Source organism: Microbacterium sp. K35, from assembly GCF_004794375.1.
GTDB lineage: Bacteria > Actinomycetota > Actinomycetes > Actinomycetales > Microbacteriaceae > Microbacterium > Microbacterium sufflavum.
Genome location: NZ_SSDM01000397.1, coordinates 1 through 367, shown reverse-complemented (window position 1 = coordinate 367; position 367 = coordinate 1). Strand labels below are relative to the sequence as shown.

Here is a 367-nt window from a genome sequence, read left to right as displayed (position 1 = left end):
GAGGGCCGCCGAGGAACTGTGCCGGGCGGCCCTCGCGCGCGCGGGACTGCAGCCCGAGACGGTGGCGCTGCTCGGCGGCCAGCTCGGCACCCTGCTCATGCACCGCGGACGACTGCCCGAGGCCGAGGCCGAGCTCTCCCGCGCCATCGACGCGCTCTCCGCCGCCGGGGCCGAGAGCACCGAGCTCGCGAACTGCCTGATGAACCGCTCGGTCGTGCGCATGCAGCGCCACGAGCTCGACGCGTGCGTCGCCGACCTCCGCCGCGCCCTCGCCGTGTATCAGGCGCATGACGCCCGCGGCCCGGTCGCCGAGGCCACGCACAACCTGGGCTACGCGGCGCTGCTGGGCGGCGACCTCGTGGGCGCC

Annotated in this window: 1 pseudogene; it reads left to right on the top strand. The window is 76.6% G+C overall.

Annotated elements, in window-relative coordinates:
• Positions 1-367: pseudogene (locus DW299_RS19295) on the top strand (CHAT domain-containing protein); the annotation flags it as partial.